The organism is Pantoea sp. PSNIH1 (genome assembly GCF_007680655.1).
GTDB lineage: Bacteria > Pseudomonadota > Gammaproteobacteria > Enterobacterales > Enterobacteriaceae > Pantoea > Pantoea eucrina.
Genome location: NZ_VEIP01000001.1, coordinates 911,310 through 932,487 on the forward strand (window position 1 = coordinate 911,310; position 21,178 = coordinate 932,487).

General features: G+C 54.4%; 19 protein-coding genes. 7 read left to right on the top strand and 12 right to left on the bottom strand.

The features are described from left to right. Nucleotides 1–6: 6 nt before the first annotated feature. The 11 genes from FS690_RS04225 to otsB all read right to left on the bottom strand — a co-directional run bounded on the left by FS690_RS04225 (nucleotide 7) and on the right by otsB (nucleotide 14,289). A complete protein-coding gene (locus tag FS690_RS04225; RefSeq protein WP_039385812.1) occupies nucleotides 7–1,686 on the bottom strand; it encodes a methyl-accepting chemotaxis protein in 1,680 nt (559 codons plus the stop codon). Nucleotides 1,687–1,928: 242 nt separating this feature from the next. After that, nucleotides 1,929–3,605 carry a methyl-accepting chemotaxis protein gene (locus FS690_RS04230; protein WP_108569271.1) on the bottom strand — a complete coding sequence of 559 codons (1,677 nt, stop codon included), beginning with the start codon at nucleotides 3,603–3,605 and terminating at the stop codon, nucleotides 1,929–1,931. A gap of 165 nt (nucleotides 3,606–3,770) precedes the next feature. After that, entirely contained in the window at nucleotides 3,771–5,447 is a 1,677-nt protein-coding gene (locus tag FS690_RS04235; protein ID WP_108569270.1) for a methyl-accepting chemotaxis protein, read from the bottom strand. A gap of 69 nt (nucleotides 5,448–5,516) precedes the next feature. Continuing rightward, nucleotides 5,517–6,014, bottom strand: coding sequence for a chemotaxis protein CheW (cheW, locus tag FS690_RS04240; RefSeq protein ID WP_039384003.1), 498 nt, complete (start codon nucleotides 6,012–6,014; stop codon nucleotides 5,517–5,519). Between the two features lie 22 nt (nucleotides 6,015–6,036). Continuing rightward, the gene (gene cheA / locus FS690_RS04245; protein ID WP_186368976.1) at nucleotides 6,037–8,013 is read right to left on the bottom strand and encodes a chemotaxis protein CheA; all 1,977 of its coding nucleotides are present in this window, start codon (nucleotides 8,011–8,013) and stop codon (nucleotides 6,037–6,039) included. Between the two features lie 10 nt (nucleotides 8,014–8,023). Next, nucleotides 8,024–9,040: a flagellar motor protein MotB gene (gene motB, locus FS690_RS04250; RefSeq protein ID WP_039383998.1), complete on the bottom strand. Its 1,017-nt coding sequence runs from the start codon at nucleotides 9,038–9,040 to the stop codon at nucleotides 8,024–8,026. After that, nucleotides 9,037–9,924 carry a flagellar motor stator protein MotA gene (gene motA, locus FS690_RS04255; RefSeq protein WP_039383995.1) on the bottom strand — a complete coding sequence of 296 codons (888 nt, stop codon included), beginning with the start codon at nucleotides 9,922–9,924 and terminating at the stop codon, nucleotides 9,037–9,039. Before motA ends, motB begins: the two co-directional genes overlap by 4 nt. Before the next feature lie 133 nt (nucleotides 9,925–10,057). After that, on the bottom strand, nucleotides 10,058–10,636 hold the full coding sequence (gene flhC, locus FS690_RS04260) for a flagellar transcriptional regulator FlhC (protein ID WP_071668763.1): 579 nt from the start codon (nucleotides 10,634–10,636) through the stop codon (nucleotides 10,058–10,060). Continuing rightward, on the bottom strand, nucleotides 10,636–10,986 hold the full coding sequence (gene flhD, locus FS690_RS04265; protein WP_065649518.1) for a flagellar transcriptional regulator FlhD: 351 nt from the start codon (nucleotides 10,984–10,986) through the stop codon (nucleotides 10,636–10,638). Before flhD ends, flhC begins: the two co-directional genes overlap by 1 nt. 1,081 nt (nucleotides 10,987–12,067) lie before the next feature. Next, nucleotides 12,068–13,504, bottom strand: coding sequence for an alpha,alpha-trehalose-phosphate synthase (gene otsA, locus FS690_RS04270; RefSeq protein ID WP_108569269.1), 1,437 nt, complete (start codon nucleotides 13,502–13,504; stop codon nucleotides 12,068–12,070). After that, the gene (gene otsB, locus FS690_RS04275; RefSeq protein ID WP_145339115.1) at nucleotides 13,501–14,289 is read right to left on the bottom strand and encodes a trehalose-phosphatase; all 789 of its coding nucleotides are present in this window, start codon (nucleotides 14,287–14,289) and stop codon (nucleotides 13,501–13,503) included. Before otsB ends, otsA begins: the two co-directional genes overlap by 4 nt. 530 nt (nucleotides 14,290–14,819) lie before the next feature. Between otsB and FS690_RS04280 the strand changes: the two genes are divergently transcribed. The 5 genes from FS690_RS04280 (at nucleotide 14,820) to FS690_RS04300 (ending at nucleotide 17,646) form a co-directional block, all read left to right on the top strand. Then, on the top strand, nucleotides 14,820–15,110 hold the full coding sequence (locus FS690_RS04280) for a DUF2913 family protein (RefSeq protein ID WP_145339116.1): 291 nt from the start codon (nucleotides 14,820–14,822) through the stop codon (nucleotides 15,108–15,110). Between the two features lie 334 nt (nucleotides 15,111–15,444). Further along, nucleotides 15,445–15,957: a GNAT family N-acetyltransferase gene (locus tag FS690_RS04285; RefSeq protein ID WP_094111794.1), complete on the top strand. Its 513-nt coding sequence runs from the start codon at nucleotides 15,445–15,447 to the stop codon at nucleotides 15,955–15,957. A gap of 341 nt (nucleotides 15,958–16,298) precedes the next feature. Continuing rightward, nucleotides 16,299–16,478: a KGG domain-containing protein gene (locus FS690_RS04290; protein WP_039383978.1), complete on the top strand. Its 180-nt coding sequence runs from the start codon at nucleotides 16,299–16,301 to the stop codon at nucleotides 16,476–16,478. A 178-nt stretch (nucleotides 16,479–16,656) separates the two neighbouring features. Then, nucleotides 16,657–16,854 (top strand): hypothetical protein, encoded by a 198-nt coding sequence (locus FS690_RS04295; protein WP_094111795.1) that lies wholly within the window; start codon nucleotides 16,657–16,659, stop codon nucleotides 16,852–16,854. Continuing rightward, on the top strand, nucleotides 16,855–17,646 hold the full coding sequence (locus tag FS690_RS04300) for a hypothetical protein (protein WP_039383973.1): 792 nt from the start codon (nucleotides 16,855–16,857) through the stop codon (nucleotides 17,644–17,646). It begins immediately after the preceding gene. Here FS690_RS04300 and FS690_RS04305 read toward each other — a convergent pair. Continuing rightward, on the bottom strand, nucleotides 17,633–20,017 hold the full coding sequence (locus FS690_RS04305) for a phosphoketolase (RefSeq protein WP_145339117.1): 2,385 nt from the start codon (nucleotides 20,015–20,017) through the stop codon (nucleotides 17,633–17,635). The two genes, FS690_RS04300 and FS690_RS04305, sit on opposite strands and share 14 nt — an antisense overlap. 329 nt (nucleotides 20,018–20,346) lie before the next feature. Between FS690_RS04305 and FS690_RS04310 the strand changes: the two genes are divergently transcribed. Next, nucleotides 20,347–20,514: a general stress protein gene (locus FS690_RS04310; RefSeq protein ID WP_094111797.1), complete on the top strand. Its 168-nt coding sequence runs from the start codon at nucleotides 20,347–20,349 to the stop codon at nucleotides 20,512–20,514. Between the two features lie 165 nt (nucleotides 20,515–20,679). Further along, nucleotides 20,680–21,153 carry a ferritin-like domain-containing protein gene (locus FS690_RS04315; protein WP_039383968.1) on the top strand — a complete coding sequence of 158 codons (474 nt, stop codon included), beginning with the start codon at nucleotides 20,680–20,682 and terminating at the stop codon, nucleotides 21,151–21,153. The last annotated feature ends 25 nt before the right edge of the window (nucleotides 21,154–21,178 follow it).

Genomic DNA, 21,178 nt, shown 5'->3' on the forward strand with positions numbered 1-21,178 from the left:
GCTGCATTAAAAGGTTTCCCAGTTATCATCAGCGCCGCGTGCGCCAGTAGCGGGTGCCAGCGCTTTTTGCGCAACCGGCGATACCTTTTTTAACGCTGTAGATACGTTAACGGCCTGCGCGACAAATTCTTTACCAATATTGAACACGGCAACGGATTGTTTCAGGCGGCTGGCCTGCTCTTCCAGAGCGGCAGCGGCCGTCGCAGACTCTTCAACCAGCGCGGCGTTTTGCTGTGTTACCCGGTCCATTTCCGTCACGGCCACGCCCACCTGGTCGATACCTTTGCTCTGCTCATCGGAGGCGGAGGCGATTTCACCCATGATATCGGTCACTCGCGTTACGGCGCTGACGATCTCACTCATGGTTTCACCTGCGCTTTCGACCAGCACCGAGCCGGTGTTAACGCGGCTGACAGAGTCTTCAATCAGCGCTTTGATCTCTTTCGCCGCCTGAGCGCTGCGTTGTGCCAGACTGCGCACTTCACCTGCAACCACCGCAAACCCGCGTCCCTGTTCACCGGCGCGTGCCGCTTCTACGGCAGCGTTCAGCGCCAGGATATTGGTCTGGAATGCGATACCGTCAATAACGCTGGTGATGTCCGCAATTTTCTTCGAGCTGCCGGCGATATCTTTCATGGTGCTCACCACGCCATCGACCACTTTGCCGCCCTGCTGCGCGGTCTCTGAGGCGTTAAGCGCCAGCTGCGAGGCCTGACGTGCATTTTCTGCATTCAGTTTCACCGTGGCGGTAAGCTGCTCCATGCTGGCAGCCGTCTGCTCCAGCGAAGCTGCCTGCTGTTCGGTACGGGAAGAGAGGTCGTTATTGCCCATCGCGATTTCACTCGCGCCGGTATAGATAGCGTCAGATCCATCGCGTACGGTACGCACCGTGCGCGCCAGCTCCTGCTGCATCTCTGCCAGCGAACTGAGCAGATCGCCCACTTCGTTACGTACGCTGACGTCAATACTCTGGGTCAGATCGCCCCGCGCAATGTGGCGGATATGTTCAATGCTCTGCTTCAGCGGCCGGATCAGCGCTGAGCGCATTCCGCTCCAGACCAGCATAATCACCAGCAGCGTCACCAGCAGGGTGCCCAGCACCAGCATAATGGCGTGACGATATGCGCTCTCATTGGCGTCAACGCCCTGCTGCGCCAGGCCCAAATTAGTAGTGAGCCAGGCGTTGTAATCCTTTTCAAATTTGTCCTGCAGACTCTGCGTAGGCTGATCGACAAACCCTTTGAAGTTGCCTGAGCCGAGGAAAACCACCAGCTCAGCCAGCGCATCGCGGTAGGCTTTATAGTTGGCCTGCAGCGCCAGCACGTTCGCAGCGCTTTTGCCCTGCTCCGAAAGGCTGGCATTAAAATCGGCAAAGCCCGCATCGGCGGTTTGCAGCTCCTCATTGGCGAGCGCAACCAGCTCTTTCACCGTGGCCCCCGATCCTGCCATCTGGCTATCCTGTAAATAGCGAATACCGGCGCGGTTTAGCGTATTACGCGCCTGCACCAGCGATACCCAGGAGGTGCCCATGGCGCGCTGCAGGGTACTGAGGCGCTGGTTATAGGCAAAATTATCTTTATCAGCTTTTACCGTTGAGAAGAACATCCCACCGGAAAAGAGCTGCAGCAGCGCAAACAGCGCCAGCACGCAGAGCAGGCCGGAAACAACACGAATACGACTAAACATAAACACCTCATTGGTTGGCGGATCGCTGTAGTTATCGGCGTGGATGAGGGGATCTTTATGCACGCGGCGCGCAGTTTATGCATTGGGTGCAGAGGTGGCAGTAAGGCAGACCGGGCCAGGAGCGCATTAATGCGCTCCCTGCGGGATTAACGGGCTGGCATTCATGCCGGTGTCTGATTAGCCGTGAATGCGCAGTGTATAAGCATGCAGGGTCGGCATTCATGCCGACCTGGTAAAATCCCTTAAAACGTTTCCCAGTTCGTATCGCTGGCCGGGGCGGCGGTAGCGGCTTTGCGCGCCGGGCTGCGCAGCGGCTGCGGTTTTCTGCTCTCTGTCAGACGCTGAGCGGCCGGCGCTGCAGTACGCGGAATATGAAACACGGCAACCGACTGACTCAGCCTGCTCGCCTGCGCTTCCAGTGATGCGGCGGCGGCGGCGGACTCCTCGACCAGAGCGGCGTTCTGCTGCGTCACGCGATCCATCTCAGTGACCGCGTGACCCACCTGATCAATACCGCGACTCTGTTCATCTGACGCCGAGGCGATCTCGCCCATGATATCGGTGACGCGCGTGACGGCACCGACAATATCGCTCATGGTGTCACCGGCGGTACCGACCAGCTGCGAACCGGCGTTAACCCGCGTAACCGACTCTTCGATCAGCCCTTTGATCTCTTTCGCCGCCTGAGCGCTGCGCTGTGCCAGACTGCGCACCTCACCCGCCACAACAGCAAAGCCGCGGCCCTGCTCACCGGCGCGTGCCGCTTCAACGGCAGCGTTGAGCGCCAGAATATTCGTCTGGAACGCAATGCCGTCGATAACGCTGATAATATCGGCAATCTTCTTTGAACTACCGGCAATATCACTCATGGTGCGCACAACACCTTCCACCACGTCACCGCCTTTACGGGCAGTATCAGAAGCGCTCAGCGCCAGCTGCGACGCCTGACGGGCATTTTCAGCGTTCTGTTTTACCGTAGCGGTCAGCTGTTCCATGCTGGCAGCCGTCTGTTCCAGCGAGGCCGCCTGCTCTTCGGTGCGGGCGGAAAGGTCATTGTTGCCGGCAGAGATTTCGCTGGCACCGGTGAAAATCGCATCGGAGCCGTCGCGCACATCGCTGACGGTACGCACCAGCGACTGCTGCATCTCATGCAGGCTGGCCGCCAGCTGGCTCATCTCATTGCGTCCTTCCACCTGAATCGGCTGGGTCAGGTCGCCGGATGCGATATGTCGGATATGCCCCAGCAGCGCGTGCAGCGGACGGATCAGCACCACCCGCAGGCCAAACCAGCAACCTGCAATCACCGCGATCACCACGACCATCACCGCGGCCAGCAGCCACATCATGGTGGTAAAGGCGCGCTGGTTCTGGACGACGCCTTTCGCCGCGAGTTCCGCCTGGGCAGTACGCCACTCTTCATAGGTCGCTTTCATTTTGACCTGGCGCGCCTCAATATTCTGCGCAAACATACCCTGCAGATCGTTGGCTTTCAGGCGATCGAGCATCGCTTTCAGGCCGTCGTTAAACGCGTTGTAGTCAGACTCCAGCCGTTCGGTTAAGGCTTCCGGCAGGCCCGGTGTGGAAGGAAGGTTGTAGTAACGCTGGTAGTGCTCTGCGGCCACGCTCAGCTGCTTTTGCGTCTGGGCAATCAGCGCATTGAGCTGTCCGCCGTTGGTTTGCGCTGCCATACTGCCCTGCATACGCAGCATGGCGCGGTTGAGCACGGTGCGGGTCTGATTAAGCTCAATCCACGCATCAGACATGGCGGCAACATTATTGGTAGAGGTCTGTGCGACGGCAAACGCCTCTTTATCTTTGTTCAGCGCTGACCAGAACAGGCCGCCCGAGAGCAGCTGCAGCGCGCCAAAAATCAGCAGCACGGCGATCAGACTGGTAACGACGTTGATACGTTTTAACATGGTGTCTCCAGGAAGAATTTTGACACCCTGTTATCGACGCCAGCCGCGATTAATTGAGGCGGTTTACGCTTCTTTGCGCCAGTCCGGCCCTATTGAAGCTTTTGAGCCTGATTAATAACTAAAAAAACTGCCCGCCGTCACGGATGACGGCGGGCATAACGACACTCAGAAAGTTTCCCAGTGGCTCTCTGCGCCTGCGGTCGTGGCCGCACGGCGCGGTGCAGCAGCGACCGCAACCGCAGGCGGGGCAATCTGCGGATGGCGTACGCCAGTCGCCTGCGCAGCGCCTCGCGTAATGCGGAACAGCGCCACCGACTGGCTGAGGCGGCTGGCCTGCGCCTCCAGCGAAGCAGCAGCTGAGGCCGACTCTTCAACCAGCGCCGCGTTTTGCTGGGTAACCCGGTCCATTTCAGTGACCGCGTGACCCACCTGATCGATACCCCGGCTCTGCTCGTCAGACGCTGAAGCGATTTCGCCCATGATATCGGTGACGCGCGTCACCGCACTGACTATCTCACCCATGGTCTCACCGGCGCTCTCTACCAGCACGGAACCACTGTTAACGCGCCGGACTGAATCTTCAATCAGCCCTTTGATCTCTTTGGCCGCCTGAGCGCTGCGCTGCGCCAGACTGCGCACCTCACCGGCTACAACGGCAAAGCCGCGCCCCTGCTCGCCAGCGCGGGCGGCTTCCACCGCAGCGTTAAGCGCCAGAATATTGGTTTGAAATGCAATGCCGTCGATAACGCTGATAATATCAGCGATTTTCTTTGAGCTGCCGGCAATATCTTTCATTGTCGAGACCACGCCCTCGACAACCGTGCCACCTTTCTGCGCCGTGCCTGAGGCGGTCAGCGCCAGCTGCGACGCCTGACGGGCATTTTCAGCATTCTGCTTCACCGTGGCCGTCAGCTGCTCCATGCTGGCCGCCGTCTGCTCCAGTGATGCAGCCTGCTGCTCGGTGCGCGCCGAAAGATCGTTATTACCGGCGGAGATCTCACTCGCCCCGGTAAAGATCGCATCCGCGCCGTCACGCACGTCGCTGACCGTGCGCGTCAGCGCCTGCTGCATCTCATGCAGGCTGGTAGCCAGCTGGCTCATCTCATTGCGCCCGGTGATGGTAATCGGCTGGGTAAGATCGCCCTGCGCAATATGCCGGATATGCTGGATGCTCTGATTAAGCGGCTGAATAAGTATCCGGCGCAGCCCGAACCAGCACAGCACCCCGACAGCAATCACAACGGTCATCACGGCACCAATCAGCCAGAGCATACGGGCATAGGCCGCGCTGTTTTCTTCTGCGCCAGCCTGCGTAAGACGGTTCTGGTCGGCCCGCCAGCGCGTGTAATCAGCGTAAAAGGCGCTCTGGCTGGGCGCTACCGGCGCTTTATAGGCCTGCACCATATCTTTATTTTGCAGCGCGGCCTGCATCGCAGCCAGCGCCTGGCTGTAAGCGCTGTAGCTCTGCTCCAGCTGCTGATTAAGCTGTTTATCCAGCCCCGGCGTATCGGGCAGATTACGGAACAGAGTAAAGTTGTCCGCAGCTCGCTGCTGAAAATCCTGACTCTGTAAGTAAAGTTCGCTGACATCAGCCTCTTTCCCCTCCAGTTTGCCGGTAGTGATGCGCAGCAGCATACGCGTCAACACCACCCGGCTCTGGTTAAGGCTCATATAAGCATCGGTGATCGCCGCAAGGTTCTGCGCAGAGAGCTGTGAGGCAGAAAAACTGGTTTTGTCATGATGCAGTGCCCGGATAAACAGCGATCCGGACGTCAGCTGCAGGGCAGCAAAAAGTACCAGTACCACCAGCAGGCTGGTGACAACACGAATTCGGGTAAACATAGTGGGGTCCATCGAAACAGGATAGTGGTAAAGAAAACGGGCCGCTCTGAGGCGGCCCGGCGGTAAGGTTTATACGCTGCGCAGCGTATCCATCAGCGCCATCTCTTCGCTGCTGAGCAGCTTTTCAATGTCGACCAGAATCAGCATGCGCTCGCCCAGCGCGCCGAGTCCGGTCAGATACTCGGTAGACATCGTCACGGCGAACTCCGGTGCCGGCCGGATCTGCTCATGCGTCAGCGACAGCACATCGGAAACGCCATCCACCACAATGCCGACCACGCGATGCTCCAGATTGAGCACAATCACCACGGTGTTATCGTTGTACTCGACGTCCGGCTGCGAAAACTTCACGCGCAGGTCGATAATTGGCACGATGACGCCGCGCAGGTTGGTCACCCCTTTGATAAATTCCGGCGTATTGGCGATGCGCGTGACCTGATCGTAGCCGCGGATCTCCTGTACTTTAAGAATATCGATGCCGTACTCTTCATCACCCAGGGTGAATACCAGAAACTCCTGGCCGACGGTTTCGCCAGCGATTTTGGTCACGGTTGCCATGTCAGTCATTTTTTTGCCCTTTATTTATCAGTTATGCTGCGGCACCGGCCACACGCTTTTCACGGTTCAGCGACTGCAGTGCGGAGACGTCCACAATCAGCGCTACGCTGCCATCCCCCAGAATGGTGGCAGCAGAGATACCCGGCACTTTGCGGTAGTTACTCTCCAGGTTTTTCACCACCACCTGATGCTGACCGATTAACTGATCGACCAGCAGCGCATAGCGGCGGCCCGCACTCTGCAGAATAACCACGATCCCCTGCGTCGCATCGGTTTTGGCATTCTGCACATCAAAGACGTTCCACAGCTCAACCAGCGGCAGATATTCGCCGCGCACTTCCAGCACGCGCTCTCCGCCAGCCAGCGGCTTCAGCTCTTCTGCCGTTGGCTGCAGCGACTCCATGACGGCGTTCAGCGGCAGGATAAAGACTTCATCCGCTACGCGTACCGACATGCCATCCAGGATTGCCAGCGTCAGCGGCAGCAGAATACGAATGGTTGTGCCTTTGCCCTGTTTTGACGCAATCTCGACATGGCCACCCATCTCCTGGATATTACGTTTCACCACGTCCATACCCACGCCGCGTCCGGAGACATCGGTGACCTGCTCAGCGGTAGAGAAGCCGGGAGCGAAGATCAGCATGCCGACCTCTTCATCACTCATGCTGTCGCTGACCGGCAGCCCTGAAGAGAGCGCTTTAGCCAGAATGCGCTCGCGATTCAGGCCAGCTCCGTCGTCGATCACCTCAATACAGATATTGCCGCCCTGGTGCTCAGCAGAGAGCGTCAGATTACCCGTGGCGGTTTTATTGGTTGCCAGGCGTTTTTCCGGTGTTTCGATACCGTGATCCAGACTGTTGCGCACCAGGTGAGTTAACGGATCGATAATGCGCTCAATCAGGCTCTTATCCAGCTCGGTTGAGCTGCCCAGCAGCGTCAGCTCAACTTCTTTACCGAGCTTGCTCGCGAGGTCGCGTACCAGACGCGGGAAGCGGCTGAACACATACTCCATCGGCATCATACGAATCGACATCACCGACTCCTGCAGGTCGCGCGCGTTGCGCTCCAGCTGGCCCATGCTGTTGAGAAGATCGCCATGGGCGACCGGATCCAGCGCACCGGAACGCTGCGCCAGCATCGACTGGGTAATGACCAGCTCGCCGACCAGGTTAATCAGCTGATCCACTTTCTCCACCGCTACGCGAATACTGCTGGATTCGCTCGCTTTGGCCGGCGCCGCGGCGCGCTTGCTTTCGCGTTTTACTGCCGGTGTGATATCCGTTACCGTCGCGCTCTGCGGCGGCGCGGTTACCGTTTCAGCTGCTGCTTCTGCAAGCGGGGCGGCGGCATCTGCCTGCGGGAAGCGGATCTGCGCTTCATCGATGACAAAGCAGAGCACCGCAACGATGTCATCTTTATCGACACCTTCAATCGTGGCTTCCAGCGAATGCGTGCCTTTAACGACGTCGGTGACGCTGCCGAGGTTGCTCAGCTCCTCCAGCATCAGCTCTGGCTCTTTCTCTTTAAGATCGACCAGCTGCAGGCGCAGGCCGCGGCTGGCAGCCTTCGCCGCTGCAGGGATATCGACTACCGCAGCAGCAGGCGCTTCAGGCAGAATACCTTTCGCTTCCAGTGCCAGTTGACGCAGCGCCTCGCAGATGTAGTTAAAGCTCTCCGCATTAGGCTCCTGCGCAGTTTTATACGCATCGAGCTGTTCCTGCATAATATCTTTGGTTTCCAAAAACAGGTTGATGATGTCGGTGCTGAGCTGCATTTCGCCGCGGCGCGCACCATCCAGAATGTTCTCCAGGATATGGGTTGTCTCCTGTAAAACCGTAAAGCCAAACGTGCCCGCCCCGCCCTTGATAGAGTGAGCGGCACGAAAAATGGCATTTAACTGCTCGGCATCGGGCTCCTGGGGATCCAGTCCCAACAGGTGTTGCTCCATGTCCGCTAACAGCTCATCGGCCTCGTCAAAAAACGTCTGGTAAAAATCGCTGATGTCCATGCTCACGGGATCACCTCGGCTGTGAGGGTTGGTCTGGTGTTACCGCACCCGCAGCGGGCGCTGCGGTGACGGCGGGCGCTGCCGGAGCCGCCGAAGCGGTCGGTGCGGTCGCTGCCGACGCAGCCGGTCCGGCTGGTGCAGTGATAGTGGGAATCATATGTGCCGGATCGCTGACCTGAACGGCATCGCTTTCGGCATTCTCTTTTTCTATGGCGGCTTCAGTATCATGATTTAATACCAGCAGGCTGATACGGCGGTTGACCGCATCATCAGCGCCACGGTTTTTAAGCTTCATCGTGGCGGCCATCCCCACGACGCGCAGCATTTTGTTGCTGTCCAGCCCCCCGATAACCAGCTCCCGGCGGGACGCATTTGCCCGATCGGCGGAGAGCTCCCAGTTACTGTAGCCGCGTTCACCGCTGGCATACTGAAAGTCATCGGTGTGACCAGAGAGGCTGATTTTGTTCGGAATATCGTTCAGCAGCGGCGCAACCGCGCGCAGAATATCGCGCATATAGGGTTCAACCTCGGCGCTGCCGGTTTTAAACATCGGGCGGTTCTGGCTGTCGATAATCTGAATACGCAGCCCCTCCTCCACCATGTTAATAATCAGATGCGGCCGCAGCGCTTTCAGGCGAGGATCGGCTTCAATCAGCTGATCGAGCTTTTCGCGCAGCCGGTTAAGACGGATCTCATCCAGCTGGCGCTTTTGTGCATCCATATCCACCTGCTTTCTGACTTCGCCTTTCTGCTGGGTCGGATCGTCTCCGCCCCCCGGGATCGGGCTCTCGCTGTCGCTGCTGCGTGGTCCGCCCGTAACCGCAACTTTAAGCGGGGTTTTGAAATACTCGGCGATCTGAACCAGCTCCTGCGGATTGGCAATTGAGATCAGCCACATCACCATAAAGAACGCCATCATCGCCGTCATAAAGTCGGCATAGGCAATTTTCCATGAGCCGTGGCTGCCTTCATGCTTTTTATGTTTGCGCCGTTTAACCAGCACAATCGGGCGATTGTCGTGCTTCATGAACTCTGGTCCGAAGTCTGTTTAGCCGGGTTTTTAGCGTTGCGCACGTGCTCTTCCAGTTCAGTAAACGAAGGACGCTCTGTGGAATAAAGCGTTTTACGTCCAAACTCGACGGCGATCTGCGGGGCATACCCGTTCAGGCTGGAAAGCAGCGTAACCTTCACGCACTGCATCATCTTGGTGGTCTCGGCGCACTTCTGACGCAATACCGACGCGAGCGGTGAAATAAAGCCGTAGGCCAGCAGGATGCCGAGGAAGGTGCCCACCATGGCGTGCGCAATTAGCGCGCCCAGCTCTGCCGCCGGACGATCGGCTGACGCCAGCGCATGCACGACCCCCATTACCGCTGCAACAATGCCGAATGCCGGCAAGCCATCGCCGATGGCAGATAAACTTTGCGCTGGTACTTCGCACTCATGCTCATAGGTCTCGATCTCTTCATCCATCAGCGCTTCAATTTCAAAGGCATTCATGTTTCCGCTGACCATCAGACGCAAATAGTCGGTAATAAAATCCACTAACTGTTTATCGGTTAAAATACGCGGATAATTAGCAAAAATTTCGCTCTGCGAGGGATCTTCAATATCGCGTTCCAGCGACAGCATGCCCTGCTGACGGGATTTCGCCATCAGCCGATAAAGCAGCGCCATCAAATCCATATAGACCGCTTTATTATATTTAGAGCCGCGCATCAGCAGCGGCAGCGCCTTAAGCGTCTTCTTAATAGACTTACCGTTATTACCGACCAGAAATGCGCCGATACCTGCCCCGCCAATGATCAGCAGTTCAGATGGCTGATAAAGCGCCCCTAAATGGCCGCCGACCATCAGATAACCGCCCAGCACGGAACCAAGGACCACGATATAACCCAGAATAATCAGCACAAAAACATCCTTACGTCCGTAACGTGTTGGTGGAAGTTAAGCCAGAGGGCCGCAGGCGATATTCACAAATCGGAGGCAAAAAAAAGCAGCGGGGGTAACCCGCTGCTGGATGGCTTCCACAATGCGAACATACTTAAACGGCGCGTTTAACCTGTTCATCCAGCAGTTGTGGAAAGGTATCGGCAGTATCTGCAGAAAGTTTACGTCTTTTTACGGCACGTGAAGGCGGCTGGCACAGGCTGCAGACAAAGCTGCCCGCGGGCTGATGTGCATGATTGATAAAGCTGCCGTGACAGCTTTTGCAGTCAGAGAGTTCCAGCATCCCACTTTCAACGAATCGCACCAGGGTCCAGGCGCGCGTCAGCGCCAACAGCGGGCCCTCGTCCGATTGCGGACACTGCTCAAGGTAGAGACGGTAGGCCTGGATAACAGCCTCCACGCCGCTGCTTAAGCCGGTTTTGAGTAAAAACTGCCAGGCGTTACAGAACATCGAGGCGTGAATATTCTGTTCCCACGTCATGAACCAGTCGGTAGAGAATGGCAGCATACCTTTTGGCGGCGGCGCACCGCGCAGCTCTTTATATAATTTAATTAAGCGACCACGACTTAATTGCGTTTCACTCTCCAGCATCTGCAGACGGGCACCCAGCGTGATCAGCTCCATAGCCAGCTGAATATCACGCGCTTCCTGAACGATACTTTTATCGCTCATTATACTGCCCTCTTTTTGGTGCTGGTTTCAGTTTTTGAAACGCTGCGCAGCAGACGGCTGGATAACAGGATCCCGGTGTGAATTTGCTGCAGATCGTCGACACGTGATTCCTGCGTGAGACGATTAATTAAATTGTGATCGGTAAAGCGGAACTGACATACCAGCTGATTCGTTTCAGCCAGCTTTACCATTTCAGGTAAGGTTAACTGAGCGAGTGCATCTGCCATTGCTTCATCAATACCCAGACGAAACATAGCTGAAGGTTTTTCCTGGTTAATTAAGCGCTGCGCGAGCAGTAAATATGACAGATTGATGTCATATATATGTTTTAGTAATTCTGATGTTCCCATTTTTTCCATCCTGATAGACGCGGCATATATACGGCCACAGAATTTAATCTCTATGGTTCGGGTTGCTGGTTGGTAAATCTAAAGATGGCAAAAAATAAAATCAGGCATAAGCCAACATATATTTAATTGTTTCATTTCCTACCGGGACATTCAGTAGTAGCAGTCAAAATTCCAGGCCATTTTTTCCTGAGTCTTAACCTTCTTCCCTGATGTCTTTTTATCGTTTTTTAAGACTAATCTGAAAACAACGCAAATCTATATGGTCTCAATCCGACATACAACGTGACCGGACCGGAATTTTAGATAAAGTGTGATCTGCGTCACACTTTTAAGGCAAATTTTTTAACCGAAGCTTCAGGGATGCTTGCGTTTTGTCTATTTTTTGCTCAATTTTCAAATTTTCCGCTAATATTTCCTAAGGAATTTCTCATATTTCCGTTTAGTCGACACAGGTCACGTTATGCCGATCCTTTTGTTGCCATGTTGCGGTTATCTCATCACAACCCACTACCCCGGACCTCTGTTGCAGCACAAAACACCAGAAACACCCTTATTTTATAAGTTTTAAATTAATCACTTACAGGGAATATTGCCAGGTGGCATCACTCCCCCATCGTAAACAGCATGTAAAACGTGATGGCGCCTGACAAATGAAGTGTCAAGACAACGTCAGCAAAGGTGAGAAAACGGGTATGGATGTAACTGGCTGTTACATTAGCAAAATGAATGGGTGGTACAGAAAACGCACTGATGTATAACTATCATCGGCATGACCAGAGAAAACTTTAGCTCTGATAACAAAACTTACAAAATCACGGCTGTTTTTGCGCCAGATCCCGCATATTGCTCGCTCATCAACCGGTTAGCGGCACGACATATGAAATCGATTTCTTCTGTATTGCCGCTTCGGTTTCATCGCTTTTTACCGGAGCGCATGCGGATAAGCCGATCGGTAACAGTGAACGGGATGACAAATATGCTTAGCCGGGTTTCTCTTTTTAATAACGCTTTTTGGCGGGCGCACGGCAATAAAAAAGGGAGTGCATTAATGCACTCCCCCATAATCGCTTTCAGCTACCGGTTATGCCAGCTTCTGAAACGTGGCAACTTTATTTGCCGTCCCGTGATCGTCGCCGCGCGCGGGCAGCGCATTGAGATCGTGCAGGAACGTTTCGCGCCAGTGTGAAATATCCTGTTTACGCAGCACCGCCATCATATCGTTATAGCGGGTAATGCGTTCCGTACGTGACATGGTGAGCGCCTTATCCAGCGCCGCAGCCACTTCGTCACGATCGTAAGGATTCACAATAAGCGCCGAGGTCAGCTCGTTCGCTGCACCGGCAAAGCGTGACAGAACCAGCACGCCCGGGTCATCCGGATCCTGTGCCGCCACATACTCTTTCGCAACCAGATTCATCCCGTCACGCAGAGGTGTCACGAGGCCGACATCGGTGAGACGGAAAATTTTCATCAGCAGACGGCGATCAAAATGCTGGTTGAGATAGTAGAGAGGCGTCCACCCCAGCGTGCCATATTTACCGTTGATGCGGCCCGCTTCGGTCTCCAGCTGGTGGCGGATATCCTGGTAGGCCTGCACATCGCCGCGTGAAGTTGGTGCAATCTGCGAGTAGCGTATTTTACCGCGATGCTGCGGGAAGTTCTCCAGCAGCGCTTCATATGCCAGAAAACGCTCGGGCAGGCCTTTGGAATAATCGAGGCGCTCACAGGCGATGATGTTTTTGGCATCGCCCAGTTCACGCTTCATCGCAGCCATCTTAGGCGGCAGCGGCCCTTCCGCCATCTCTTTGATCGCGTCAGGTTCAATACCGATCGGATAGACTTCGGTCATAAAGGTGTTGCCGAAAGCCCGATGCTTTTTCTCGCCTTTGTTTTGCAGCTGCGTCTGCTGACTGAGGCTGTCGAGAAACGCAACCCGGTCAGATTCGGTCTGGAAGCCCAGCAGATCGTAATCGCTCAGCATCTCCAGCAGCTCCTGATGCGGCGGCAGCGCATTGAAGATTTCCGGCGTCGGGAAAGGAATATGTAAAAAGAAACCGATTCGGTTAGTCACGCCCAGCTTGCGCAGCTCGGCGGCAAACGGCAGCAGATGGTAATCATGGATCCACAGCACGTCGTCAGACTGAATCAGCGGTTTGAGACGATGAGCCAGCGCCGTATTTACCCGGCAGTACCCTTCCCACGCTTCACGCTGGTATTGCACCAGATCGAGCCGGTAGTGGAAAGCGGGCCAGATCACTGTGTTAGAGAACTGGCAGTAGTATTGATCGTAATCGTTCTGGTTGAGCGGGAATGAAGCGTAGGTGATCCCGTCGTGCTCCAGTTTTGCCAGCGGCTCTTCCTCTTCACCCGAATATTCGCTGATCTCTCCGTTCCAGCCAAACCATAAACCCCCGGTGTTTTTTAGCGCATCAAGAATACCCACGGCCAGGCCGCCTGCGCTGCTTTTGCTTCCGTCGGGGATAGCAATACGGTTAGATACCACGACTAAACGACTCATAACCTGAACTCCTTACCAATATTGTCATGCTCTAATTGTAATAATAGTTGCTCCAGCCACTGCCAGACAGCGTTGGTGTCCGGCAGCCGGTAGCGCGCTTCACTGGGGCCCTCGCCAACTTTGACAGAGATGCCTTGTAGCGCGTTAACCGCAAGAAAGCCTTTTTCATCGGTGAGATCGTCACCCACAAACACCGGAATACGTCCTGCAAAAGGCGCTTCCTGCATAAAGGTGTTGATGGCCGCACCTTTATCGATTCCCTGAGGTTTAATTTCGACCACGCATTTGCCCGGCTGCAGCGTAAGCTCAGGGAAGCGGCTAACGATCTGTTCCGCCAGCTGCATAATCGCCTGTTCATGCTCAGGGGCATTGCGGAAATGCAGCGCAAACGCCATGCCTTTTGCCTCCAGCACTGCCCCTGGCCACTGGCTGAATGCCTGTTCCAGCTCATCATACAGCGCTGAGGCAACCATATCCGGCAGCGCATGACGATGAATCTGACCGGTTGCGTCGCGGCGCTCTGCGCCGTGCACGCCCGCCGCCGGTGCTTCAAGCGGCGCTGCCAGTTTATCCAGCTGGGATATTGGTCGTCCGGACACCAGCGCCAGCGCACCGTGGCTGAGATTAGAGATCTGCTGCAGATGCTGACGAACGCGGGCGGGAATGGTGACCTGATCGGGCTGTGCTTCAATGGCTGCCAGCGTGCCGTCAACGTCAAAAAAGAAGGCGTAAAGGCCGCCGCTTAACGACGGCAGGGTATTGGTCTCGCTTACCACAGATGTCACGTCTCCTCCTTTTAAGGGTAAAAATCAGGATGTTCAGAGGCGTGCTGCAGATAAAACGCTTAGGGTAAACCACTAATAAATGCGCAACCTTTCCGGGTTAACGCCATGTATAACTGCATAACCTGACGCACAATGAACATCGGCAGCAATAAGTGTAGACCTTATTGCGCTTTTTGCCATAAAAGTTGCTGGCCGGAGAAAATAGCATCCGGTTTACCGCTCTGTTCTGCATTTTAATAATCAAAGAAACGATAATAAAAAAATAATAAATGTGTACAGCAGCGGGAAATATGTATGACTTTTTCCTCTGCGCCAATTCAGATTATTCCTGTAGCCAGCAGCGGCGTGCTGTAAAAATTAAAACAGGAATGTATCCCGGAATGAGAACCGCTTCATCCCGCATAAAGAAATTCTTAAAAAGAGCTGCGCGTCCCGTTTTTTTACCGCTTCAGTTGCAGCGGAATTGACCTGAATGATGCATTTATGCACACTGACGCGGGTCAACGATATCGATGATAAAGAGCGATATAATGGTGCAAAACTATAGTCAGCGCGTCCATTTTTACTACTGCATTCTGGTTGCGCTTAAAATCCATGCTCAATCCAAAAAAAGCGCTCATCTGCGGGGGAAAAATAATTTCCTGCTGAAGTGGCTGCGTAATGCGCAGAACAATACGATTTTCCATCCGGATATTACCAGCGAAATTGAGTGGCTGCGCGGCAAGATCATCAGCGCCGGACCCGATGCCGATCTGGAGCCGATGCTGCAATACGTATATGAAACGGCAAAACGCGCGGAGAGTTTACGTTTCGGCCTCTGAGGCCGCCTCCGGCCTGCGTTAAGAGAGACGCAATTTAATGAGTTTATTTGCCTGCAGAAGCTTATTCACCCGCGATAAAAACGCAGGTGAATAAAAGCGGTTTCAATATTTACGTTGCTGCTTTTTTATGCGCTGCCGCAGCGCTGACCAGCTCCCCCTGCCAGTCATTATTTTCAGCCTGCCGTCGTGCAAAAAGCGACACCGCTTAAACCCTTATTGCGCGGTTTCAGCAGATCGCTATCACATCCCGCACGCCATTCGCGTATTATCGCCCGTCAGGAGTGTGTACCACTCTGCGTCGCACGTGGCGCAGACTTCATGGAGAATCCGCATAATGGCATTGACTATTCGCCACGCCCGGCCGGAAGACGCCGGCTTACTGCAGCAGCTGGGGCGTATGACCTACAGCGCGCACTTTAAACACCTGTGGGTCTCTGCAGATGAAATGGATGCGTTTATCAGCAAAGAGTACGGCATGGATGCGCTTGCCAGCAGCCTGACCGATGCCAGTGAAAGCTGGCTGATTGCTGAGTCAGCGCAGCCTATCGGTTTTGCCAAAGTAAAGTGGAGTGTGCCGGTGCCCGATTCCGGGATGCGGGGTGCTCAGCTTTGCAAGCTCTATCTCGATCCGCAGGAAACAGGCAAAAACGTCGGAAGACGGATGTTTGAGAGCATCATTGCCAGCGCGCGCAGCCGGCAGGAAGGCTACCTGTGGCTGGAAGTGATGGACGCTAATGTCAGAGCCAGAAAATTCTATGAGGCGTTTGGCATGCAGCATATTAAAGATATTCCTTTTGTCACCGCCTCACAGCAGAGCGTGCTGCAGATTCTGGGGATGCTGATTTGATCCGCCTGCCCTGCGTATCTGACTCAGGGCGAAAAGCCTCTCTGGCTCACATATCTGATTAATTTTGCCAATTATTCCGGATAACCGCCCTAAACCGCTCCGACATCACTGGCCTGTTTAATTCGCTATGCTGCTAATTTAATGACGCTTTTTAATTCTGGCTGCAGCTTTTATATTTTGTGCGCCATAAAAAAATCTTTAAAAGTGCTTTAAAACAATTACTTAATTATATTTTCCGCTTCGCTTGCAGAGACTGCATTCACCATTATTCTTTAAAACGTACCACGCACATAACTGCAATGATTCATCATGTTATTAAACACTCTTCAAGAGGCTATATCATGACTCAGCACAGAGGCGGTTCAGGTAACTTCGCAGACGATAAGCAGAAAGCATCTGACGCGGGCAAAAAAGGTGGACAGAAAAGCGGCAGCGGAAGCGGCGGCAGCTTTAAAGATGACCCTAAAAAAGCATCTGAAGCAGGCAAAAAAGGTGGCCAGAGCAGCCGTAAAGGTTCCTGATTAGCCAGCAGCACAGGGATGTGCTGCAGTTCACCTCTTCGCTCTCTTCTCACTCTCCTCGCTTTAATCTGCCGTTACGCTTGCTGTTTCTCCTGCTGCAGACAACTCTTAAAGTCGTTTTACTTTCCCGGTTTTGCTCCAGACTTAACTTTTAATACTGAAAGGATTTACGCCCGTCATGAAACGTTTTTTATGCTCGCTGTTCAGCAGCCCTGAATCCTTACTGCAGGTCATGACACAACAGGATATCACTGAGTCGATGGAGGATGGTGACAGAATTATAATCGATGAAGATGGCAACGCCTCGGTCAACCCGCTCAGTCCTGAAGTCCATAAAGATTTTGCTGAACACGTTTCAACTCTGAAGGAAATTTAAATGGGCACGGCGATTTTCATGGTTCTGATGGTATGCGGTTACTGGTATACCAGCCGCGATATGTCCAGCCGGCTAAAAATAAAGCGCTCATTCGGCTGGGACGTCTATTTTCTGATTGCCCTTTACGGCTGCATTTTTGTGGTACAAGGGGTGCTGGCAACGGCTATTGTCTGGCTCCTGCTGCTGGGCGCCTCGTTTGCGAATAACACGTTCGGCCTGAGTGCTGAACATCATGCTAACTGGCACGTCGATTTTATGACCTGGAGCTTTCTGGGCATCCAGGCACCGGTGGTCATTATGCTGACCTTTGCGGTGATATTTTGTGTTTACCGCTCCAACTGGGCCGGCAGCGCCCGCCTGACACCCGGCAGCCGTAAAGAGTTATATCAGCGCCTCTCGCGTTCTAACGGTATTGAACAGCTGCTGCTGCACTGCATGGAAGAGGGTGAACTGGCATGGGTTACGCTGAAGTCCCGCCGGATTTACATTGGCATGATCCACGCCGCCACGTTTGAATTTCCCGGCACGGCAAATATCGTGATGATCCCGATGCTGAGCGGCTATCGCGATGCGCGCACGCTGAATCTTGCGATTGAGCACAACTATAGCCGCTGGTATCACGAGCATGAGATCAGTTTCCTCTCCTCACCGAAAAGCGCCCTCGATTTTCGTAAGGTGCTGATGGTTGATCAGATTGAGAGCCTCTCCCTGTTCGACCCGGCCAGCGCCTCCGCGCTAGCTCTGGGGAAAAAACGCTATCAGCGCCGCCGTATGCCGCCTAAACACCCCTGAGAGATGACGCTGAGGACGCAGCGGCTCGCCAGCGCCAGTTGCGTACCTCAGGCACATCTTCACCATACTCCCGCACCCAGGCGTGATGCGCCGCAAGACGCGCCTGCAGATCGTCCAGCAGATCCGGATGATCTTCAGCCACGCCGGGCACATGCAGCAGCGCAGCCTGCGCCAGATGATAGCGATCGAGCCGGTTCAGCACGGTCATATCAAAAGGCGTGGTGGTAGTGCCCTCTTCGTTAAATCCATGCACGTGAAAATTACAATGATTATTACGCTGATAAGTCAGACGATGGATCAGCCCCGGATAGCCGTGGAAGGCAAAGATTACCGGCTTGTCAGCGGTAAACAGGTGCTCAAACTCCGCCTCGCTTTTGCCATGCGGATGCTGCTCATCACTCTGCAGCGCCATCAGATCAACAACGTTTACTACGCGCACGCGCAGCGACGGCAGTAACTCCCGCAGCAGATCGACCGCCGCCAGCGTTTCCATAGTCGGTACATCGCCTGCACACGCCATCACCACGTCAGGTTCATCTGTGCAGCTGGCCCACTGCCAGATGCCCATGCCCGCTTCACAGTGCGCAATCGCGCTATCGATATCGAGCCACTGTGGTGAGGGCTGCTTACCCGCCACGATGACATTGATGCGATCCCAGGTACGCAGACAGTGATCGCCCGTCCAGAGCAGGCAGTTGGCATCAGGCGGCAGCCAGACGCGCACTATGTCTGCCTTTTTGTTCACAACGTGATCGATAAAACCAGGGTCCTGATGGCTGTAGCCGTTATGATCCTGACGCCAGACGTGAGACGAAAGCAGATAATTCAGGGAAGAGACTGGCTGCCGCCACGGCAGTTTGCGCGACACTTTCAGCCATTTAGCGTGCTGGTTAAACATGGAGTCGACAATATGAATAAACGCTTCATAGCAGTTGAACAGGCCGTGACGCCCGGTAAGCAGATAGCCCTCCAGCCAGCCCTGACATTGATGCTCGCTCAGAATCTCCATCACGCGTCCGTCGCGTCCCAGCTGTTCATCCCACGGCTCCAGCGGCGCCATCCAGCTGCGGCTGGTGGCGTCAAATACCGGCGACAACCGGTTTGAAGCGGTCTCATCCGGACCAAAAAGACGGAAATTATCGCTATTGAGGCGAAAAATTTCGCGCAGATAGAGGCCAAACTGATGCGTCGCTTCGCCCTGCTCTGCGCCCGGTGCGCTGAGCCCGAGCGCAAACTGCCGGATATCAGGCGTGGCAAGCGGCCGCCGCAGCCGCCCGCCGTTGGCGTAAGGGGTCGCACTCATCCGTTTATCACCCGCCGGAGCCAGCGCCCGTAGTTCAGCGTTTAAACGTCCACTGGCGTCAAACAGCGTTTCAGGCTGATAACTGCGCAGCCACGCTTCGAGGATCTGCCTGTGCGCCTCATCCTCGCGGCATCCGGCGACCGGCACCTGATGCGCGCGCCAGAATCCTTCGACCCTTTTGCCATCAACCTCTTTGGGTCCTGTCCAGCCTTTTGGCGTGCGCAGCACGATCATCGGCCAGCGCGGTATCTCTTCACTATGGGTGCCACTGCGCGCCCGCTGCTGGATGGATGCGATAGTATCAAAAGCGCGATCCAGCGTAGTGGCCATCTCCTGATGCATGCGCTGTGGATCATCGCCACAGACAAAGAGCGGCTCATAGCCATACCCGCTGAAGAGCTGCTGCAAATCTTCGTCGCTGGTGCGCCCCAGCAGCGTCGGATTAGCGATCTTGTAGCCATTGAGGTGAAGAACAGGCAATACGGCCCCGTCACGCTGCGGATTAAGAAAATGGATCCCGTGCCAGCTGGCGGCCAGCGGACCGGTCTCTGCTTCACCGTCACCAATAACGCAGGGCACAATTAAATCCGGATGATCGAATGCGGCGCCAAAAGCGTGCGAGAGCGAATAGCCCAGCTCTCCCCCTTCATTGATTGAGCCTGGCGTTTCAGGCGCCGCATGGCTCGGAATGCCGCCGGGGAAAGAGAACTGTTTGAACAGACGCTGCATACCCTGCTCATCTTCACTAACCTGCGGGTAGATTTCACTGTAGGTTCCCTCCAGCCAGCTATTGGCCACCATACCGGGGCCGCCATGCCCGGGGCCGCAGACGTAAAGCAGGTCAGCGTTGCGCTGGCGAATAACGCGGTTGAGGTGGGCATAGATAAAATTGAGTCCGGGCGTGGTCCCCCAGTGTCCCAGCAATCTTGGTTTAATGTGCTCAGGCAGCAACGTTTCACGCAGCAGCGGATTCGCCATCAGGTAGATTTGGCCCACAGACAGATAGTTCGCTGCTCGCCAGTAGCGATCAAGCAGTTCCAGTTCAGCCGTAGTCACAGAGTCGGTCATCACCTCTTCTCCTCGTTACAGGGTAATAACTAACCTTAATCGAGAAAACAACATGCTGCGAATCAGCCCGCCGACAATATTCATCTGATGCTTCAATAAATTAATTGTTAACCGAAGCGCATAATTATATTTAAACGATGCGGTAATTGTCGCTGCGCTTAAATATAATAAAGACTACAAAATCAGACTCTGCAGATAATTCTTATAAGCACATAATCAAACCGTCCCGCTTGCAGATTAAAGAAACGCGATTACTATTAAATACGCAGCTCGCACATGATTGGTCATTCAGATCATGTCATTATCAACTCATGAAGAGGAAATATATTATGACTCAACATCGAGGCGGTTCAGGTAATTTCGCAGACGACAAACAGCGGGCATCTGAAGCGGGTAAAAAAGGCGGACAGCATAGCGGCGGAAGTTTCGGCAACGACCGTGAAAAGGCGTCTGACGCTGGCAAGAAAGGGAGTCAAAGCGGCAATCGCGGCGCCTGACAGCTTATTTCAGGGATAAACTCTGCGGCGCAGTGATTGCGCGTTTAATGACTATTCCGCATCAGAGAACGCTAACCTCTGCTGTCTGAAATCTCATATTAATGAATAAACTGCATACGTCATTTGACGTCTGCTTTGCTGTTTATTACTGCATGGAGAACGCTTATGAAAGTTGAATCTTTGCTCGACCTTTTTATTCACGATCTTTCAGATGTTTATAGTGCAGAAAAACAGATTACCCGCGCGCTGCCCAAAATGGCGCGTGCAGCTTCTGATGAAACGCTTAAAGCAGCTTTTAAACAACATCTGGAAGAGACCCAGGGACAAATTGATCGTCTTGATCAGGCAGTGGAAGCGCACGAAGAATTACGCATTAAACGCATGAAGTGCCATGCGCTGGAAGGTCTGGTAGAGGAAGCGCAGGAGCTGATTGACGCGACCGAAGCGGGCCCGGTGCGTGATGCTGGCCTGATAGGCGCGGCGCAGAAAGTTGAACACTACGAAATTGCCACCTACGGCACGCTGGTGGCCATGGCCAAAAAGCTGGGCCTCGATCAGGCCGCCAGTCTGCTGGCAGAAACGCTGGCTGAAGAAAAATCTACCGATGAAAAACTCACAACCATTGCGGAACAGCAGTAACGCATTATTACAAAGGCCAGCCTAT

Coding starts and splice junctions, on each gene's coding strand:
- FS690_RS04225 (WP_039385812.1), bottom strand. CDS start 1,686: ATGTTTAGTCGTATTCGTGTTGTTTCCGGCCTGCTCTGCGTGCTGGCG.
- FS690_RS04230 (WP_108569271.1), bottom strand. CDS start 3,605: ATGTTAAAACGTATCAACGTCGTTACCAGTCTGATCGCCGTGCTGCTG.
- FS690_RS04235 (WP_108569270.1), bottom strand. CDS start 5,447: ATGTTTACCCGAATTCGTGTTGTCACCAGCCTGCTGGTGGTACTGGTA.
- cheW (WP_039384003.1), bottom strand. CDS start 6,014: ATGACTGACATGGCAACCGTGACCAAAATCGCTGGCGAAACCGTCGGC.
- cheA (WP_186368976.1), bottom strand. CDS start 8,013: ATGGACATCAGCGATTTTTACCAGACGTTTTTTGACGAGGCCGATGAG.
- motB (WP_039383998.1), bottom strand. CDS start 9,040: ATGAAGCACGACAATCGCCCGATTGTGCTGGTTAAACGGCGCAAACAT.
- flhC (WP_071668763.1), bottom strand. CDS start 10,636: ATGAGCGATAAAAGTATCGTTCAGGAAGCGCGTGATATTCAGCTGGCT.
- flhD (WP_065649518.1), bottom strand. CDS start 10,986: ATGGGAACATCAGAATTACTAAAACATATATATGACATCAATCTGTCA.
- otsA (WP_108569269.1), bottom strand. CDS start 13,504: ATGAGTCGTTTAGTCGTGGTATCTAACCGTATTGCTATCCCCGACGGA.
- FS690_RS04280 (WP_145339116.1), top strand. CDS start 14,820: ATGGTGCAAAACTATAGTCAGCGCGTCCATTTTTACTACTGCATTCTG.
- FS690_RS04285 (WP_094111794.1), top strand. CDS start 15,445: ATGGCATTGACTATTCGCCACGCCCGGCCGGAAGACGCCGGCTTACTG.
- FS690_RS04290 (WP_039383978.1), top strand. CDS start 16,299: ATGACTCAGCACAGAGGCGGTTCAGGTAACTTCGCAGACGATAAGCAG.
- FS690_RS04295 (WP_094111795.1), top strand. CDS start 16,657: ATGAAACGTTTTTTATGCTCGCTGTTCAGCAGCCCTGAATCCTTACTG.
- FS690_RS04300 (WP_039383973.1), top strand. CDS start 16,855: ATGGGCACGGCGATTTTCATGGTTCTGATGGTATGCGGTTACTGGTAT.
- FS690_RS04305 (WP_145339117.1), bottom strand. CDS start 20,017: ATGACCGACTCTGTGACTACGGCTGAACTGGAACTGCTTGATCGCTAC.
- FS690_RS04310 (WP_094111797.1), top strand. CDS start 20,347: ATGACTCAACATCGAGGCGGTTCAGGTAATTTCGCAGACGACAAACAG.
- FS690_RS04315 (WP_039383968.1), top strand. CDS start 20,680: ATGAAAGTTGAATCTTTGCTCGACCTTTTTATTCACGATCTTTCAGAT.